Below are 15,963 nucleotides of genomic sequence, written 5' to 3' on the forward strand. Positions count from 1 at the left end.
ACAACCTCTCGAAAGATCGGCCGAGTAAAAGGTCGGCATCGAGCAAGCCGGCGAAGACCGGTATCGGACTGCAAATCAATTGTCACTTCAGAGGAGATCCAACCGATGAAATTCAGCGCGCTTCTTCTTTCCAGCGCTTTTGCGCTTTCGGCCTTTGCTGCGCCCGTTGCCGCCAAGGACTGGAAGACTGCCACGATTACGCTTGAGGGTGCTTATGCGCCATGGAACATGACCAATGCCGACGGCACGCTCGGCGGCTTCGAGCCCGAGCTTGCCAAGGTTCTGTGCGAACGCGCCAAGATCGAATGCAAGCTCGTCGCTTCTGACTGGGACGGCATGATCCCGGCGCTCAATGCCGGCAAGTTCGACGTCATCATGGATGCACTGTCGATCACCGAGGACCGCAAGAAGGTCATCGGCTTTACCATTCCCTACGCTGCCACGCCTGCAGCTTTTGCAACCGCCAAGGACAGCCCGCTTGCCAACGCAGCCGGCACCGGCGCGACGATCAAGATGACGCCTGGTCAGACCGGCGTTAAGGAAGTCGATGCGCTGAAGGAAGCCTTCAAGGGTAAGACGATCGGCATTCAGGCAGCGACCGTTTATGCGAAGTTCGTCTACGACAATTTCGGTGACATTGCCGAGATTCGTGAATACAAGACCGGCGCCGACCGCGATCTCGATCTGCAGAACGGTCGCATCGACCTCGGCTTTGACGATGCCGTCTATTTTGCCAATGCCTTCCAGTCCGCAAACGACAGCCTGGCCTTTACCGGCCCTGAAATTGTCGGCCCGATCTGGGGCGAGGGTGAAGGCCTCGGCGTCCGCCAGGCAGACACGGATCTTCGCGACAAGTTCAACGAGGCGATCAAGTCGGCCCTCGCCGACGGCACCGTAAAGAACCTGTCGATGAAGTGGTTCAAGGTCGACGTCAGCCCGCAGAACTGATTTCCGGCAAAGGCCGGAAATCCCGGTCTCCGGCTTCAATGCCGGGGGCCGCATGCTATTCTGACACCGCCGAAACAGCGGCGGGCGCGGGGAATGTGATATGGCAACACTGGAACTGATTGGATTCGGCTCGACCGGATGGGGCGCACTGCTTCTGCTGGCCGCACTGATGACGCTCTGCGTGACGGCAAGCGCACTGGCGATCGGCGCTGTGCTTGGTGCGATAATCTCTGCTGCAAAGCTCTCTGGCAAGACGTCCCTCGTTGCACTTGGCAACGTCTACACGACCGTCTTTCGCGGCGTGCCGGAATTGCTCATCATCTATCTCATCTATTTCGGGGGGTCCTCCGCGGTCACCTCGATCGGCAAGGCGTTGGGCTACGAGGGCTTCCTCGGGCTGCCCTCCTTCCTCGCCGGTGCACTGGCCGTCGGCATCATTTCCGGCGCCTATCAGGCGGAGGTTTTCCGCGGCGCATACCTTGCCATTTCCAAGGGCGAACTGGAGGCGGCATCGGCCATCGGCATGCATCGTGGGCTGCGGTTTCGCCGAATTATCATCCCGCAGGTGCTGCGTTTCGCAATCCCCGGTCTCGGCAACGTCTGGCAGCTCAGCCTCAAGGATTCGGCGCTGATCTCGGTGACGGGCCTGGCGGAGCTGATGCGCACCAGCCAGGTCGCGGCCGGTTCCACGCGACAGTATTTCCTGTTCTTTATCGTTGGCGGCGCTCTTTATCTGATCCTGACGAGCCTTTCCGACCGCATCTTCAACGGCGCCGAGAGGCGGGCCAATCGTAGCATGCCGACAGCGGCCATGGGCAAGGCGTGAGGTAGTCCGATGGATTTTGCTTTTCTCACCCAGACGATGACCACGCTGCTCAAGGCCGTCCCGATGACCTTGGCGCTGTTTTCCCTCTCGATCGTCTCCGGCGGTATTCTGGCACTCCTGATTGTCTGGATGCGCGTCGGCGGCAATCCGCTACTCGCAGCCATCGCCAAGGGATATATCTTCATCTTTCGCGGCTCGCCGCTTCTGATCCAGATGTTCCTTGTTTTTTACGGGCTCGGTCAGTTCGGCTTCATCCGCTACTCGTTCCTCTGGACGTTCTTGCGCGAACCGTTCGTTTGCGCCGTTCTTTCCCTGGCGCTCTGCACGGCGGGCTATTCGGCCGAGATTTTTCGCGGCGGCATTCGCGCCGTCTCTCCACGTGAGATCGAGGCGGCGCGTTCGATCGGCATGTCCGGTGCGCTTCTCGTGCGTCGCATCCTGGCGCCGATCGCCTTCCGCCACGCGCTGCCGGCATATTCCACCGAGATCGTCCTGATGATGAAATCGACGGCGCTCGCGAGCCTGGTGACCGTATGGGAAGTGACGGGCGTGGCGCAGCGGCTGATCTCGCAGACCTACCGCACGATGGAGATATTCCTCTGTGCGGCCATCATCTACCTCGTTCTCAACTTCATCATTCTGCAGGCGATGTCCCTGCTGGAATATTCCCTCTCGCGACACCGCCGCGCGATTCCGCCGGCGCTGAAAGCCTGAGGGCTGAACGGACACGATTGGAGCTTTCATGCCAGGCGTTACCCGACTTTCCGTCCGCAACATCCGCAAGAGCTTCGGCACGCACGAGGTCCTGCGTGGCATCTCTCTCGATGCCCAGGATGGCGACGTCATCTCGCTGCTTGGGGCCTCCGGCTCCGGCAAGTCCACTTTCCTGCGCTGTATCAATCTGCTGGAGACGGCAACCGACGGCGAGATCTGGGTGGATGGCGAGCAGATCCGCATGATACACAAGGGCGGCACAAGCCGGCCTGCCAGCCAGAAACAGGTCGACCACATTCGCTCGGAATTGGGCATGGTCTTCCAATCGTTCAATCTCTGGTCGCACATGACGATCCTCCAGAACATCATCGAGGGGCCGGTCCACGTCTTGAAGCGCCCCCGCGCTGAATGCATCGCCGAAGCCGAGGCGCTGCTCGAAAAGGTCGGCATCGCCGACAAGCGCCATGCCTATCCTGCGCATCTGTCGGGTGGTCAGCAGCAGCGCGCCGCGATCGCCCGGGCGTTGGCGATGAGACCGAAAGTCATGCTCTTCGACGAACCGACCTCGGCGCTCGACCCGGAACTCGTCGGTGAAGTGCTGCGTGTCATGCGCGCCCTTGCCGAGGAGGGGATGACCATGCTGGTCGTTACGCATGAGATGAGCTTTGCTCGCAATGTCTCCAACCGCGTTGTCTTCATGAAGGAAGGCCTGGTCGAAAGCAGCGGTACGCCGGACGAGATGTTCGGCGGCGGCGGCGCGTCGCCCGCTTTCCGCCAATTCATCGGACATTTCGGAAGCGGGCAATGACGGTCACCATCGACACACGGATCGGCTGGCGCGACGTGGCACGCGTCGCAGCAGGCGAGACGCTTGCGCTTTCTCCTGCTGCCTGGGCCCGGGTCGACAATGCCAGCCATATCGTCGAACGCATCGTCGAGATGGGCGTGCGCGCCTATGGCATCAATACCGGCGTTGGGGCGCTGTCCGATACGGTGGTTGATCGCCACTCGCTAAGCCGACTGTCACGCAACATCATCCTCAGCCACGCCTGCGGCGTTGGGGAGCTGTTGGCGGCGCGCGAGGTCCGCGCGATCATCGCGGCGCAAATCGCCAATTTTGCCCACGGCCATTCCGGTGTGCGGGCCGATATCGTGCGCCATTTGACGACATTTCTGGAGCACGACTGCGTGCCGGATATCCCGTCAAAAGGCTCAGCCGGCTATCTCACGCACAATGCCCATTCCGCGCTCGTCCTCATCGGCGAGGGAAGCGCCCAGGTGGCGGGCAAGCGCATGAACGGCCGAGAGGCGCTGAGCGCCATCGGTCTTGCACCGCTCGTGCTCGGTGCGAAGGAGGGATTGAGCCTCGTCAACGGTACGGCCTGTGCAACCGGTCTAGCCAGCGTCGCATTGGCGCGCGCGAGCCGTCTGCTCGACTGGGCGGATGCTGTCGCGGCTTTGACGCTGGAGGCATCAGGGTGCCAGGTGGCGGCCTTCGACGAAGCCGTCCTGGCGCTTCGGCCGTCGCGCGGCATCGCGCATGTTGGGGCGTCGTTGAGACGACGCCTTGATGGCAGCGCTCTGGTCGCAGCAGCGCTCGGAAAACGCACGCAGGATGCACTCAGCCTGCGCTCGATCCCGCATGCCCATGGTGCGGCTCGCGACGTCTTTGACAATGCGTCTGACGTTGTCGATCGCGAACTTGCCTCCGTTACGGATAATCCGGCCGTCTCAGGAACGCCCGAAAATCCGATTGTCTCATCAGAGGCCCATGCCGTGGCGCCCGCGCTTGCGCAGGCATCGGACAGCCTGGCGATCGCCATCGCGCAGATATCTGCCATGAGCGAGCGTCGCATGGACCGGCTCGTCAATCCGCTGGTCAGCGGCCTGCCGCCGTTCCTGGCGAGCGATGCCGGAAGCAATTCGGGCTTCATGATCGCGCAATATACCGCGGCTGCGCTCAGTAACGAGAACCGCAGGCTGGCTGCACCCGCTTCCACCGACGGCGGCCTGACCTCCGGTCTCCAGGAGGATTTTCTTGCGCACCCGACGGCTGCGGCAAACAAGCTTCTGTCGGTGATCGACAACGCGGAATATATTGTCGCAATCGAGTTAATGGCGGCTGCCCAGGCGCATGACTTCCTTGCGTCAACGGCGGAGCGCGCCAAGGGGACGGATGCGATCCACCACGGCGTACGCCAGGTCGTACCGCATTATGGCGACGATCGTCCGCTCGCCGGCGACATCGAAGCGGTCCGCACCCTGATCCGGAACGAAGCACCGCCGGCCGTGCGCTGAGGAAAGAGAAATGACAGCTGAATTCGACGTTGCCGTTATCGGCCTCGGGGCCATGGGAAGTGCGGCACTTTCCTTTCTCGCAGTGCGCGGCGCCAGAACGATTGGCATCGACGCTTATTTCCCCGCCCACGCGCTCAGCTCCTCGCATGGGGACAGCCGCCTGATCCGGCTCGGCTATTTCGAAGATCCATCCTATGTGCCGCTGCTACGACGCGCCTATCGCAACTGGCGCGGTCTGGAGGCCCGGCTTCGTACAGACATTTTGACCATTACCGGCGTCCTCCAGATTGGCGCCGAAAGCAGCAAGATTGTTGCGGGAACGCGCGCGTCCTGCAAGATGCACGGGTTGGCGCACGAGGTCCTCGACAGGGCGGACATGGCGCGTCGGTTCCCTGCCTTCCAACTGGATGACGAAGACATCGCCGTCCTCGATCCTCAGGGCGGCTATCTGAGGCCCGAAGCGGCTGTCATGGGCTATCTCAAACTTGCGGCTCAGGACGGAGCAGTCCTTCATTTCGGCGAACGGGTGATTGCGATCGAGCCGGGCGATGGTGGTGTGACGATCCGCTCGGCTGACGGCCACTACCGCGCCAGGAAGGTCGTGGTTGCCACCGGTTCCTTAATCGCTGAGCTCGTTCCGCAATTGAGACAGCATGCCGTGCCAATCCGCCAGGTCGTTGCCTGGTATCAGCCGCGCGACGGGTTTGCCACCGAACCGCAACGCATGCCCTGCTTCCTCCGCGATGAGGGCGCAGAGGGCTCGTATTTCGGCTTTCCGGCGATCGGTGCCGATGGTGTCAAAGTGGGCCGGCATGCGCATTTCCGTGAGCCGATCGATCCCACCCAACCCAACCCTGCGGTCAACGATGCCGACACGGCCTTGCTCGATGGCTTTATTTCCAAGCGCGTGCCGGCCGCCGCAGGGCTGCGGGTCAATGCCGTGACGTGCCGCTATACAATGCTGCCGAGCGAGGATTTCCTGCTCGACCTTGCTCCCGGCCATCCGAACGTGGTCGTCGCATCGCCCTGTTCCGGGCATGGCTTCAAGTTCGCGAGCGTCGTCGGCGAAATTCTTGCCGACCTGGCGCTTGAGGGGCAAACCAGCTTGCCGATTGCCGCGTTCTCCTTCGAGGCCATGAACCGATTTGTCGCGGCCCGCAAACCGGGGTGACGATCCGCTAGTTGCAGCGCGATCCGGTTTCTGCGTCGAAGAGGCGGATTGCCTCCGTGTCAAAGCAAAGCGTCAGCTGCTGGCCATCTACCAATGCCGTGCGCGACGGCAGGCAGGCCGTCATGCGCTGCGTGCCGACGAAAGCGGTGACGACAAGCTCGGGGCCAGTCAATTCGGCAACCTCGCACGTCACCGGAATCGTGAAACCGGACGAGCCAAGTCGAAGTGCCTCCGGTCGAATGCCCGCAATCAGCTTCTGGCCATCCTTGGGCCGGGTTTCAAATCCCTCCGGCAGGGGCAGCATGGTCTCGCTGCCGTCGATCTGAAGTTCGCTGCCGCGAGCTGTAACCATCAGAAGGTTCATTGGCGGTGCACCGACGAAAGTGGCGACGTAGAGGGTTGCGGGCCGGTCGTAAATCTCTGATGGGGTGCCAAGCTGTTCGATCCGCCCGTCGCGCATGACCGCGATGCGGGTAGCAAGCGTCATAGCCTCGATCTGGTCGTGCGTTACGTAGACGACCGTGGTCTTGAGCATCTGATGCAGGCGCTTGAGTTCAGTGCGCATCTCCATGCGCAATTTTGCATCGAGATTGGACAGTGGTTCATCGAACAGGAACACCTCCGGCTTGCGCACCAGCGCCCGGCCGATCGCAACGCGCTGGCGTTGGCCGCCGGACAGCTGGCTTGGCTTGCGTTCGAGCAGGCTTTCGATCTGCAGCAGCTTGGCTGCATCGCGCACGGCCTGGTCACGCTCGACGGCTGGAACCTTGCGCATTTCCAGGCCGAAGCCGATATTGCGGTGGACAGTCAGGTTCGGATAGAGAGCATAGGACTGGAAGACCATGGCGATATCGCGATCCTTCGGATGCACGCCAAGCACCGAGCGCGCGCCGATGCGCACGTCGCCGCTGGTGGCTTCGGCCAAACCTGCGATGATATTGAGCAGGGTCGACTTGCCACAGCCCGAGGAGCCGAGCAGCACGAGAAATTCGCCGCTTTCGAGCGCAATGTCGATGCCCTTCAAGGTTTCGACGTCGCCGTATGTCTTGCGGATATTGACGATTTCAAGCGCACTCATGGAGCGGTTTCCTCAGACATTGATTTTCCGCCGTAGTTGCGGGGAAGGGTGGAAATGGCCCGTGAGGCGACCTCGGTTCCCGCCGCCAGGCAGTCAGCGAGAGATTTTTCTTGCGCCAACGCCGCAAGAAAGCCCGCGTTGAAGACGTCACCGGCGCCGATCGTGTCGACGACCTTGACCGCGGGGGCGGCAGCCGAGATGCTTTGCCCGTCGCTGCCGATCGCCAGCGCCCCATCCGGTCCGCGCTTGACGACGACGATCGCGCCGTCTGGCATATGTGATCGGATCTCGGCCGCCGCTTCGACCGGATCGTCGAGGCCAGCAAGGGTGGTGGACTCCACTTCATTCAGAAGCGCAATTGCGCAGCGCGACAGCCAGCGCCGCGTGGCATCGCAATTGTCCCTCGTCCAGCCGTCGAGCGGCCAGCCCGTATCGAGCGCGATCGCGATCTTGTGCTGATCGGCCCAGTCGAAGAAAGCATCGTATTGGCGTGTGAGATCGTCCGTCAGGAACGAACCGCAGAGCAACGCATAGCCGCCTGAAAGCTTGGCGCCGTCGAGAACGGCAAGGACATCGGCCAGGCTTAATCGAGGTAGATGGCCACGCGTGGTAAAGAAGGTGCGCTCGCCATCAGGATGCGTGATGCCGACAGAGAGCGTCGTTTGCTCGGCGCGCACCGGCCATTTTTCGGAGCGCTTTGCGAAGGCCTCGCTCAGCCAGCGGCCGAATTGATCGTTGCCGACATTGGCCGCGATCTCAAACTCGACGCCGAGACCATTCCAGGCGAGCGCGCTGTTGCCGGCCGCTCCGCCTACGCGCAACTCGTCATGATCGACGATGATTTCGGTGCCGGCCTTCGGCCAGGGGGCTGCGGGACCGAGAATAAGGTCGATATTGACGTTTCCAATGACAGCAAGAGGACGCATCATTCGCTCCGGGTGATCTTTGTCGAGCGTACCGGCGTTCCGGCGTTCTCAACACGCGCATCGGCAAAGGCAATCATCAACCGCTGTGCCACCGGCAGCATCGCGAAGATCGCGCCAAGACCCGAAGCCGGCCTGAAGCCGATGGTCACGGCGCCAGCAACAGGCTCTTTGCCAGATGCATCGAAGATGATGACCGGAGCACTGGTTTCGACCGCCGATACCGCCATGGCGGTGACCAAGCTCGCAGTGCGGTCGTTGCCTCGGAAAAGGATGACGCCGATCGCCGGGCCGAGCATTTCCATGGGTCCATGCCGCAACTGTCCGCCCTCGAGCGAAAAGCAGGGGAGACGGGAGAGTTCCGTCAGGCCAAGTGCCAGCGCTTCGGCAAGGCCCTGCAGGCGCCGTCCCGACGTGACGACGCTCGCCACGCCATCCAAGGCTGCAAGGGCGGCATCGATGTTAGGCCCCTCGGGGGAGGTCAGCGCGGCAAGCGCGGCGGCCGGATTTTCGCCAAGGGCCACCAACACCGCCAGATGCAGGGCAAAGGAGACGGTCAGGCTGCGGGTCGCAGCAAACGCCAACTCTGAGCCTCCGGCGCCAACGAGGGAAGTTGCCGTGCGCGCGAGAAATGATCCTGCCTCCAGCGTTAGGCCGAACGTGTCAGCGCCGCCTCCGGTCTCGGTGAAAAAGCGCACGACTTCGGCGCTTTCGCCGGATTGAGAGGTAACGATGACCGTTCTGCCGTCGAGCAATAGCGGTTGCCCCAGCTGTTCGGAAAGGGGGAGAGCGATGGCGTCGATGCCCAGCGCGCGATAGAGCGGCTCAACGGCGCGACCGACGGCGTGAGATCCGCCCATGCCGAGGAGAAGGAGGTTGCCGTTCTTTTTCAGCGAGGCGGCGATGGTCTGAGCAGTTAGCTTTGCGCCGTCATAGGACGCCAGCGCATCGTCATGCTGACGCGCCATCTCGCGATCGATTGCAATCAAGCCGGTTGGTTGTGTCGTTTCCATGGTGCTTGTCATCCCTTCACGCCGCCGCTGGTCAGCCCGGAAATTAGGGCGCGTTGCATGACGAGACCGATGAGCACCGGCGGCAGGGCGGCGAGCACACCGGCGGTTGCGATCAATCCGTAGTCGGAGACACGGCCCCCGGCCAGATCGGCAATGGCAACCGTGAGTGTCTTGGCGCGCTGATCGGAGGTGAAGAGCAGCGCGTAGAAGAATTCGTCCCACCCCAGCAGGAAGGCAAACAGCGCCGAGGTCGCAACGACCGGCATGGCGAGCGGCAAAGTGATGATCTTCCAGGTCTGGAACAGGCCTGCGCCATCGATCATCGCGGCCGCTTCAATCTCTTTCGGTATGGAATCGAAGCCTGATTTCATGAGCCATGTGGTGAAGGGCGCGAGGATCGTCAGATAAACCGGTGCAAGACCGAAGACGTTGTTCAGCACGCCGAGATAGGACAGGCCCATGTAGAGCGGCACGGAAAGCGCGACCGGCGGCAGCATGTAGGTCGAAACCACCATCGACAGCGACCAGCCGACCGAAGGGGTGCGCGACACAGCCCAACCCGCTGGAATGGCAAGCGCGATTGCGGCGATCGTCGCCATTCCGGCAACCTCGATGCTGTTTCTGAGCGACGAGGTGAAGGCGGCACCCGCGCTGTTTTCGATGGTCGACAGCAGAACGCCGTAACGCGAAAAATCAGCCGACTGCGGCCACCACGGCAGCGGCTTTGCGGCAAGATCGGCGGCCGGCGAGATGCTCATGATGAACAGCCACAGTATCGGCGCCAGGATGATGGCGGCAAGCAACAGGGCGCAGACATAGATGAAGGCTGAAAAGATCGGGCTCTTGCGTTCCATCAGGCGGCACTCCCCGCGGTCTTGCGCACCAGCGCGCCATAGGCCACGGCAAGCAGCGTCACCAGCAACGTGACGATCAGCGCCAGCGAGGCGCCGGAACCCGCACGCTGGAATGAGAAAGCCTCCTGATAGACGAGGATCGACAATGTTCTTGTGCTGTTGGCCGGGCCGCCACGGGTCATCACCCAGATGATGTCGAACACCTTGAAGGCTTCGATGGTGCGCAGCACCAGCGCCACCATCAACGGACCGGCGAGATAGGGCAGGATCACGAAGCGAAAGCGGGCGAAGGGGCCGGCGCCGTCGACCAATGAGGCGGCGGTGATGTCACGCGGGACTGCCTGCAAGGCAGCAAGAGCAATCAAGGCCACCAACGGAAAATTCTTCCAGCAGTCTGCGACGATCAGGGCGGCAAGTGCCGTGCCCGGTTCGCCGAGCCACGAGCGATAGGCGTCGATCAGGCCGATTTGCGTTAGTGCTGCGTTGAGCGCGCCGTACTCCGGATTGTAAATCAGCCGCCAGAGCGTGGCGTTGACGACCGTTGGCAGTGCCCAGGGAAGGATCATCAGGGCACGCAACAGCGCGCGGCCCCGGAATTCCTGGTTGAGGAGAAGCGCTGCAAGCACGCCGATCACCATTTCGGCGGCGACCGAAATGACCGCGAACCAAGTGGTCGTGATCAAGCTTCGCTGAAAATTCGATCCGGAGATCATCTTCACGTAATTATCGATGCCGACGAAGTTGCCGGCGGTGCCGACAAGCTTGGCGTCGGTGAACGACAGGCCGATGGTGTCGACCAGCGGCCATCCGATGACGGCGATCATCACGACAAGCAGCGGCAACATCAAAAGCCACGCGCGGGTCGTCATCCAGGTGCCGGACATGGGGCGCCCTCTCAATTCATCGGATTGTTACAGTGGAGCCAGGCGGCGCGGGCCGCCTGGGCGGTTATATCGCTTAGAGACCGCTGTTGTCGGCTGCCGACTTCAGGGCGTCTTCCGGCGAGGACTGGCCAAGCAGGGATTCCTGGATCGCCTGCTGCAGGGCGGTCGAGAGTTCCTGATACTTCGGCGTGGTCGGGCGTGGATACATGGCGGCGAGTCCGATCTTGGCCGCTGCGATCATTTCTTCCTGGCCCTTCGTCACCGCCGGATCCTCATAAGAGGAGGCCCAGATCGGCAGGCTGAGCTTGGCGTATTGGTTCTGGGTCGCCTGGGAGGTCATGAAGTCGATGTACTTCCAAGCCTCATCCGGATGCTTGCTGGCAGTGGTTATGCCAAGGCCCATCGAGCCGTTGACGGCCGACGCTTCGCTCTTGCCCGCAACGCCAGGCGCCGGAACAACGCCGACCTTGCCAGCGACCTTGCTGTCCTTCGGGTCGTTCGCCATGTTGTACATGTAGGTCCAGTTCAGCGCGAAGGCGGCATCGCCGTTTTGAAAGACCTTACGAACATCCTCTTCCAAAAACTCCTTGGAATTCGGGTTCGTCAGGCCGGATTTGTAGCTGGACACCATATAGTTCAGCGCGTCGAGACCGCCGCCATTCTGGAAGTCCGGCTTGCCATCCTTCAGGAAGTCGCCCTTATAGGCGCTGACGAGTGTCGTGTAATCGCAGATGGCGGCTTCGGCCTGCGACCAGCTCCAGGCAATCGGCGTCGCCAGCAGGCCCTTGTCCTTGATGATCTTTGCCTGTTCGGTCAGCTCGTCCCAGGTCTTCGGCGGGGTCTTGATGCCGGCCTTCTCCAGGATTTCCTTGTTGTAGAACAGGTACTTGGTATCGAGGATCCACGGCATGCCATAGTATTTGCTGTCGTACTGAACCGTCGTCCATGCGCCGGGCAGAATGCCCTTCTTCATGTCATCGGTGATGCGCGAGGAGACGTCGACCAGCACATTGTTGGTTGCGTATTCGGCCGGCCAGATGACGTCGAAGAGGACGACGTCATAGCCGCCGCCGGACCCCTGGGCGAGCACGGTCTTATCATGTAGGCCCTCGTAGGGCACGAATTCCAGATTGACCTTGACGTCGGGGTTCGCCTTTGAAAAAGCATCCGTCATGGCACGGACGTCGGCCTCGCTATAGGCCGCCTGCGCCATGAACAGCGCGTTGATCGTCGTTTCAGCAAAGGCGTGCGGTGCAAACAATGCGCCGATCAGTGCTGCGCCAAGCAGCGTCTTGTTTAAGGATTTCAACATTCCAGCCTCCAGTTTCTTGACATTCACCCAATTCCTGAGGGCGGCTGTCGCCGCCGTCAGCTGTCGAAATGACACCGGCTTGCCGGCTGTCAGATTCGGAGCGTCGTCGGAGCCGTTTTGGGCTCTCTGCGTTCCCTGGAACTCTTGGGTTCCTTATTAAGTCAATTGTCTTGACTTATTTGTTCTTCAATATTCTATTGCTGTCAAGAGGGAATTCCGGATGAACGACACCCGCCCAATACGGGCAAAGAGCGGCACCAATCACGAAGGCACCAGCGCCCACAACAGGCGGGTGATGATGGACGCCTTGAGGATGAATGGGCCGCTTTCACGAGCGGATCTGGCGCGCGCCACGAAGCTCACGAAGCAGACCGTATCGAACATCATCGACGAGCTTGAGCAGGACGGGCTGGTCACAGCGCAGCAGGCTATCCGCAAGGGCAGGGGCCAGCCATCGACACCTTTTCGCCTGGTGCCGGAGGGGGCGTTTGCGATCGGGCTGCAGATCGATCGTCACGTGAGCCGTGCCATCGCCGTCGATCTTGTCGGCAATGTGCTGACCCGGGCCGAGGCGAACCTGCCGCCGGGTGGGCCGTCGCGTGGGGCAGCCGTCATTCTCGAGCTCATTGAGAAGGTTCGCCGTGAGCTTGCGGGCCTGGTTGCCCAATCGGAGGTCCGGCTCGTTGGTCTGGGCGCGGCAATGCCCGGCCCCTTCGGCGTCGAGGCGACCGGTGACGATCCCTGGATGATGGCGGCCTGGCAAAAATTTCCGCTGCTGGAAACGCTTGCGACAGGCACAGGCCTTGGCGTTCGGCTGCAAAACGATGCGGCCGCGTGCGCGACGGCTGAGCGCATGGTCGGCGCTGCCCACGGGCTCGATCACGCCGTCTGCCTCTATCTCGGCTACGGCATCGGTGCAGGCCTGATCCTCGGCGGGGAACTCTATAGCGGTGCGCATGGCAATGCCGGCGAAATCGGCATGGCGCTCCTTTCGGCCAGCGGCAGTCCGACACCGCTTGAACATCGCGCCTCACTCGCCTCACTCTACCAGCATCTGGCAATCGATCCGGCAGATCCCGGCGTCTATGCGATGGTGAACGAACTCACGCTGAAGAACGATGCGAGAATCAACAGCTGGATCGAGGAAGCGGTGATGGATCTGCGCTGGAGCGTGCATCTGATCGAATCGATCTTCGATCCGCAGACCGTCATACTCTGCGGTGGTGCGCCTGAGGCCCTGGCGCGACGTCTGGTCGAGGCCATGCATCCTCTCCCCCCATCCATCGCCGATCGCCGCAACCGGGTCATTCCTCGCTTCCAGCTTGGCATGACCGATCCGTGGGCCGTCGCACTTGGTGCGGCCGCCGATCCGATCAGCCGCGCCTTCGATCCGAGCTTCGCAGCCATTCTCAAGGATTCGCTGTGAGGTCTTCTGCTACCGGTGGATCGGATCGATCCACAGCACGCCCTCCGGCTTTTCGACCGGCTCGATATCGAGATTGACGACGACTGGCTCCTGGCCGGACCGGACGACGACGCATTCGAGAGTTTCGTCACGGATGGCATTGATCTCCTGATGGGGGACGTAAGGCGGCACGTAGATGAAATCACCGGGACCCGCCTCCGCGGTAAATTCGAGATGATCGCCCCAGCGCATGCGCGCTTTTCCCTTCACGACGTAGATGATACTTTCGAGATCGCCGTGATGATGGGCGCCGGTCTTGGCGTTGGCGTGGATGATGACGGTGCCGGCCCATATCTTCTCGGCCCCCGCGCGTGCATGGTTGATCGCCGTTGCCCGGTCCATTCCGGGCGTCTGCGCCGTATTCGGGTCAAGTGAATTGCCCGGAATGACCTTTACGCCATGCTCGCGCCAGTCGATCGGATCGTGATGGTGATCCTTGGTCATTTGCGCCTCCCGAGGGTCGTCCGTCTTTTGAGATGATATCGCCAGGCGCGGCGAGCACAAGTCAACAGGCGATTGGTCAAAGGGCTCGAACGCCGACGCGATCGTCCAGCTTGCCACGCAGCCTGCGCTTGACCTCCTCGTCCTGCTCCTCGATGGCGGCAAGCAATTCGCGAAGCGTTGCGCGCAATCCGTGAATCTGATCGACGAGGTCCATGATGAGGTCGACGCCGGCGTCGTTGACGCCCATGTCTCGGGTCAGGTCGAGGATGAGCTGCGCCCGCGCGACATCCGTGTCGCGAAAATCGCGGGTGCCGTCACGTGTCTGCGGCAGCAGCCATCCCTGCTCGACCCAGACCTCAAGCACCCTCACGTCGATCTTCAGAAAACGGCGGAATTCAAGATCATCCATGGCTATTCTCCCATGCCCTTTCTCGGATCCTGCGTGTTGCCTGCCGTCCAGCCGGTCATGAACTCGGTGAGGTGTTGGTCCGGCGCGTCGGGCAGCACGATCTTTAACGAGATATAAATGTCTCCAGCGCCTCCGCCTTTCTTCGGAATACCCTTGCCTTTCAACCGCAGGAGCTTTCCTGTATTCGAGTGCGGCGGCAGCGTGAGATTGACAGGACCCGATGGCGTCGGCGCGCGTACCTTGCCGCCGAGCACCGCCTCACCCAGCGTAATGGGCAGATCGAAGCGAATATCGTCACCATCACGGATGTAGAAGCGGTGCGGGCGCACGCGAATTTCGACGAGCGCATCTCCCGACGGGCCGCCACCGACACCGGGCTCGCCCTTGCCTCGAAGTCTGAGCGTCTGGCCGTCACGCGTTCCCGGCGGTATCTGCAAATCGAGCGCCGGTCCATCGGGCAAGCGGATCTGTGTCTTCGTGCCGTTGACGGCATCGAGGAAATCGACCTCCATCGCGTAATGCCGGTCCTGACCTTGTGCCCGGAATTCGCCTTTGCGGGCCCGTCGCGAAAAGAAACTTGAGAAGATGTCGTCGCTGTCGCCGAAATCGGCAAAACCGGCGCTGTTGTGGTAAGGATTGTCGGCGCCCGCCGTCGAGGCATAGTCCCGATAATAGTGGCGTTGCGCCTGCTCGGCGCCCGTCATGTCGATCTCGCCGCGATCGAAGCGCCCGCGCTTTTCTTCGTCGCTCAGCAGCTCATAAGCAGCCGAAATCTCCTTGAAACGGTCCTCTGCCTTCTTGTCGCCGGGGTTAAGGTCGGGGTGAAGTTTCTTGGCGAGCTTACGAAACGCGCTTTGAATGTCTTTCTGCGTGGCGTCCTTTTTCACGCCGAGAAGCTCGTACGGGTCGCGGCTCATACATGTCTCCGGTTCAGTCGGCGGAAATCGCCGGCTTTTGGGGCTCTATATAGGTTGCCCGACTTGCTGCGACGAGAGGTTGTCTGTCTGCAAACAAGGTCAGTTGCGACGCAGGTTGAGATCGCTTGTCACGACTTGCTGGCCGGACGCCGGATCCATATCGACCGTTCGGATACGGATCGCATCGGCATCCAGGCGCTGGATTGTCATGCGCGCGCTGCGATCTCCGTTGATCACCTTCGACCAGCGCACGGCGAGATCAATGGCATCGCCGCGGCGCTTTCCGCGCAGGCCGGAAACGCCCCCTGAGGGGCCGATGTAACTGCCGGCATATTGCGCGCCATTGACCTTGATGTAGGCGGAAACTGCTCGCGTGACGACGATCATTCCGCGGCAAATCCCCTTCATCGAAAGAGCCTCGCCACTCGCCTCGGTCTTGAAGTTGCAGCTGAGGTTGATGGGGGACGAGGATGTGGAGCGCTTCATCATGCCGCCGCCCGTCCAATCGCCGGCCAACGATTGAAGGAAAGGCGCCTCATCGGCATATGCGCCTCCCGCCACCATCCAAAACAGCGCCGTGACAGCAGTGTATCGCCAGGACTTCATGACGTCCTCCTTGAAGATGATCAGGAATGCCTCAGAATGCTCAAAAGTTCCCCTCAATGCAGACGCTAACCAACATGCGAGCAAGATGCGCAAGGCCAGGC

Annotated in this window: 17 protein-coding genes; 7 read left to right on the forward strand and 10 right to left on the reverse strand. The window is 61.6% G+C overall.

The genetic code is table 11. The annotated features are described in order from the left end of the window. Window positions 1-105 precede the first annotated feature (105 nt). The 6 genes from LPU83_RS70585 to solA all read left to right on the forward strand — a co-directional run bounded on the left by LPU83_RS70585 (window position 106) and on the right by solA (window position 5,957). A complete protein-coding gene (locus LPU83_RS70585) occupies window positions 106-948 on the forward strand; it encodes a transporter substrate-binding domain-containing protein (protein ID WP_024317200.1) in 843 nt (280 codons plus the stop codon). A gap of 100 nt (window positions 949-1,048) precedes the next feature. Then, on the forward strand, window positions 1,049-1,774 hold the full coding sequence (locus tag LPU83_RS70590; protein WP_024317199.1) for an ABC transporter permease: 726 nt from the start codon (window positions 1,049-1,051) through the stop codon (window positions 1,772-1,774). Window positions 1,775-1,783: 9 nt separating this feature from the next. Further along, complete coding sequence (locus LPU83_RS70595; RefSeq protein ID WP_024317198.1) at window positions 1,784-2,488, forward strand: ABC transporter permease; 705 nt, start codon at window positions 1,784-1,786, stop codon at window positions 2,486-2,488. Window positions 2,489-2,516: 28 nt separating this feature from the next. Then, the gene (locus tag LPU83_RS70600) at window positions 2,517-3,296 is read left to right on the forward strand and encodes an ABC transporter ATP-binding protein (RefSeq protein WP_024317197.1); all 780 of its coding nucleotides are present in this window, start codon (window positions 2,517-2,519) and stop codon (window positions 3,294-3,296) included. Next, entirely contained in the window at window positions 3,293-4,786 is a 1,494-nt protein-coding gene (locus LPU83_RS70605) for an HAL/PAL/TAL family ammonia-lyase (protein WP_024317196.1), read from the forward strand. Before LPU83_RS70600 ends, LPU83_RS70605 begins: the two co-directional genes overlap by 4 nt. Window positions 4,787-4,796: 10 nt before the next feature. Further along, complete coding sequence (solA, locus tag LPU83_RS70610) at window positions 4,797-5,957, forward strand: N-methyl-L-tryptophan oxidase (RefSeq protein WP_024317195.1); 1,161 nt, start codon at window positions 4,797-4,799, stop codon at window positions 5,955-5,957. A gap of 7 nt (window positions 5,958-5,964) precedes the next feature. On the opposite strand, the gene LPU83_RS70615 is transcribed toward solA, so the two are convergent. The 6 genes from LPU83_RS70615 to LPU83_RS70640 form a co-directional block, all read right to left on the reverse strand. Continuing rightward, a complete protein-coding gene (locus LPU83_RS70615) occupies window positions 5,965-7,035 on the reverse strand; it encodes an ABC transporter ATP-binding protein (protein ID WP_024317194.1) in 1,071 nt (356 codons plus the stop codon). Continuing rightward, entirely contained in the window at window positions 7,032-7,961 is a 930-nt protein-coding gene (locus LPU83_RS70620; RefSeq protein ID WP_024317193.1) for a PfkB family carbohydrate kinase, read from the reverse strand. Before LPU83_RS70620 ends, LPU83_RS70615 begins: the two co-directional genes overlap by 4 nt. Further along, a complete protein-coding gene (locus tag LPU83_RS70625; RefSeq protein ID WP_374046208.1) occupies window positions 7,961-8,971 on the reverse strand; it encodes an SIS domain-containing protein in 1,011 nt (336 codons plus the stop codon). Before LPU83_RS70625 ends, LPU83_RS70620 begins: the two co-directional genes overlap by 1 nt. Window positions 8,972-8,979: 8 nt before the next feature. Continuing rightward, on the reverse strand, window positions 8,980-9,825 hold the full coding sequence (locus LPU83_RS70630) for a carbohydrate ABC transporter permease (RefSeq protein WP_024317191.1): 846 nt from the start codon (window positions 9,823-9,825) through the stop codon (window positions 8,980-8,982). Beyond that, window positions 9,825-10,709, reverse strand: a complete 885-nt coding sequence (locus LPU83_RS70635) for a carbohydrate ABC transporter permease (RefSeq protein WP_024317190.1) — start codon at window positions 10,707-10,709, stop codon at window positions 9,825-9,827. The genes LPU83_RS70630 and LPU83_RS70635 overlap by 1 nt, the downstream gene beginning before the upstream one ends. Window positions 10,710-10,782: 73 nt before the next feature. Beyond that, window positions 10,783-12,021 (reverse strand): extracellular solute-binding protein, encoded by a 1,239-nt coding sequence (locus LPU83_RS70640; RefSeq protein WP_024317189.1) that lies wholly within the window; start codon window positions 12,019-12,021, stop codon window positions 10,783-10,785. A gap of 220 nt (window positions 12,022-12,241) precedes the next feature. Between LPU83_RS70640 and LPU83_RS70645 the strand changes: the two genes are divergently transcribed. Further along, entirely contained in the window at window positions 12,242-13,447 is a 1,206-nt protein-coding gene (locus LPU83_RS70645; protein ID WP_024317188.1) for an ROK family transcriptional regulator, read from the forward strand. Between the two features lie 9 nt (window positions 13,448-13,456). On the opposite strand, the gene LPU83_RS70650 is transcribed toward LPU83_RS70645, so the two are convergent. From LPU83_RS70650 to LPU83_RS70665, 4 genes are all read right to left on the reverse strand, one after another. Continuing rightward, the gene (locus tag LPU83_RS70650) at window positions 13,457-13,930 is read right to left on the reverse strand and encodes a cupin domain-containing protein (protein WP_024317187.1); all 474 of its coding nucleotides are present in this window, start codon (window positions 13,928-13,930) and stop codon (window positions 13,457-13,459) included. A 76-nt stretch (window positions 13,931-14,006) separates the two neighbouring features. After that, entirely contained in the window at window positions 14,007-14,339 is a 333-nt protein-coding gene (locus LPU83_RS70655) for a chaperone modulator CbpM (protein WP_024317186.1), read from the reverse strand. A 2-nt stretch (window positions 14,340-14,341) separates the two neighbouring features. Beyond that, window positions 14,342-15,256 (reverse strand): DnaJ C-terminal domain-containing protein, encoded by a 915-nt coding sequence (locus LPU83_RS70660; protein WP_024317185.1) that lies wholly within the window; start codon window positions 15,254-15,256, stop codon window positions 14,342-14,344. A 99-nt stretch (window positions 15,257-15,355) separates the two neighbouring features. Beyond that, a complete protein-coding gene (locus LPU83_RS70665) occupies window positions 15,356-15,862 on the reverse strand; it encodes a hypothetical protein (RefSeq protein ID WP_024317184.1) in 507 nt (168 codons plus the stop codon). Between the last annotated feature and the right edge of the window lie 101 nt (window positions 15,863-15,963).

The organism is Rhizobium favelukesii, assembly GCF_000577275.2.
Taxonomy (GTDB): domain Bacteria; phylum Pseudomonadota; class Alphaproteobacteria; order Rhizobiales; family Rhizobiaceae; genus Rhizobium; species Rhizobium favelukesii.